We start from the raw sequence: 1051 nt of genomic DNA on the forward strand, positions 1-1051 counted from the left end.
GCTTAAAGCCACAAACAGCTAGTAGACAGCGTTTACGGTGTGGACTACCAGGGTATCTAATCCTGTTCGCTACCCACACTTTCGCACATGAGCGTCAGTCTTTGGCCAGGGAGTCGCCTTCGCCACTGATGTTCCTCCAGATATCTACGCATTTCACCGCTACACCTGGAATTCCACTCCCCTCTCCAAGACTCTAGTCTGCCAGTTCTAAATGACCGTCCCAGGTTGAGCCCGGGGCTTTCACATCTAGCTTAACAAACCGCCTGCGTGCGCTTTACGCCCAGTAATTCCGATTAACGCTCGCACCCTCCGTATTACCGCGGCTGCTGGCACGGAGTTAGCCGGTGCTTCTTCTGTTGTTAACGTCACGGCTAGCAGGTATTAACTACTAACTTTTCCTCACAACTGAAAGTGCTTTACAACCCGAAGGCCTTCTTCACACACGCGGCATGGCTGCATCAGGGTTTCCCCCATTGTGCAATATTCCCCACTGCTGCCTCCCGTAGGAGTCTGGACCGTGTCTCAGTTCCAGTGTGGCTGATCTTCCTCTCAGAACAGCTAGAGATCGTTGCCTTGGTAAGCCTTTACCTTACCAACTAGCTAATCTCACTTGGGCCTCTCTTTGCGCCGAAGCCTAAGCCCCGTTTGGTCCGTAGACATTATGCGGTATTAGCAGTCGTTTCCAACTGTTATCCCCCTCGCAAAGGCAAGTTCCCAAGCATTACTCACCCGTCCGCCACTCGTCAGCGAAGTGCAAGCACTTCCTGTTACCGTTCGACTTGCATGTGTTAGGCCTGCCGCCAGCGTTCAATCTGAGCCATGATCAAACTCTTCAATTAAATATATCGAAATATGAATCGTCGTTATGTTGACACTCTTAACGAGTGCCCACACAGATTGTCTTGTCTAAATTGTTAAAGAACGTTGCGACTTCGTCGCAATTCACTAGAAGCCGTTGCTTCTTAGTGACTCACCCTGTTCGAGTGAGGTGCGCATTATACGCTGGAAGTTTTCGTTGTCAACACTTTTTGAAAATTTATTTTCTGAAGCG

The 1051-nt window shown here is 49.8% G+C and carries 1 rRNA gene (running past one end of the window); it reads right to left on the reverse strand.

The annotated features are described in order from the left end of the window. Positions 1–839 (reverse strand): 16S ribosomal RNA (locus tag KL866_RS19410) (it extends 770 nt beyond the left edge of the window). Positions 840–1051: the final 212 nt, after the last annotated feature.

This window comes from Alteromonas sp. ALT199, assembly GCF_018619335.1.
In the GTDB taxonomy this organism is placed as follows: Bacteria; Pseudomonadota; Gammaproteobacteria; order Enterobacterales; family Alteromonadaceae; genus Alteromonas.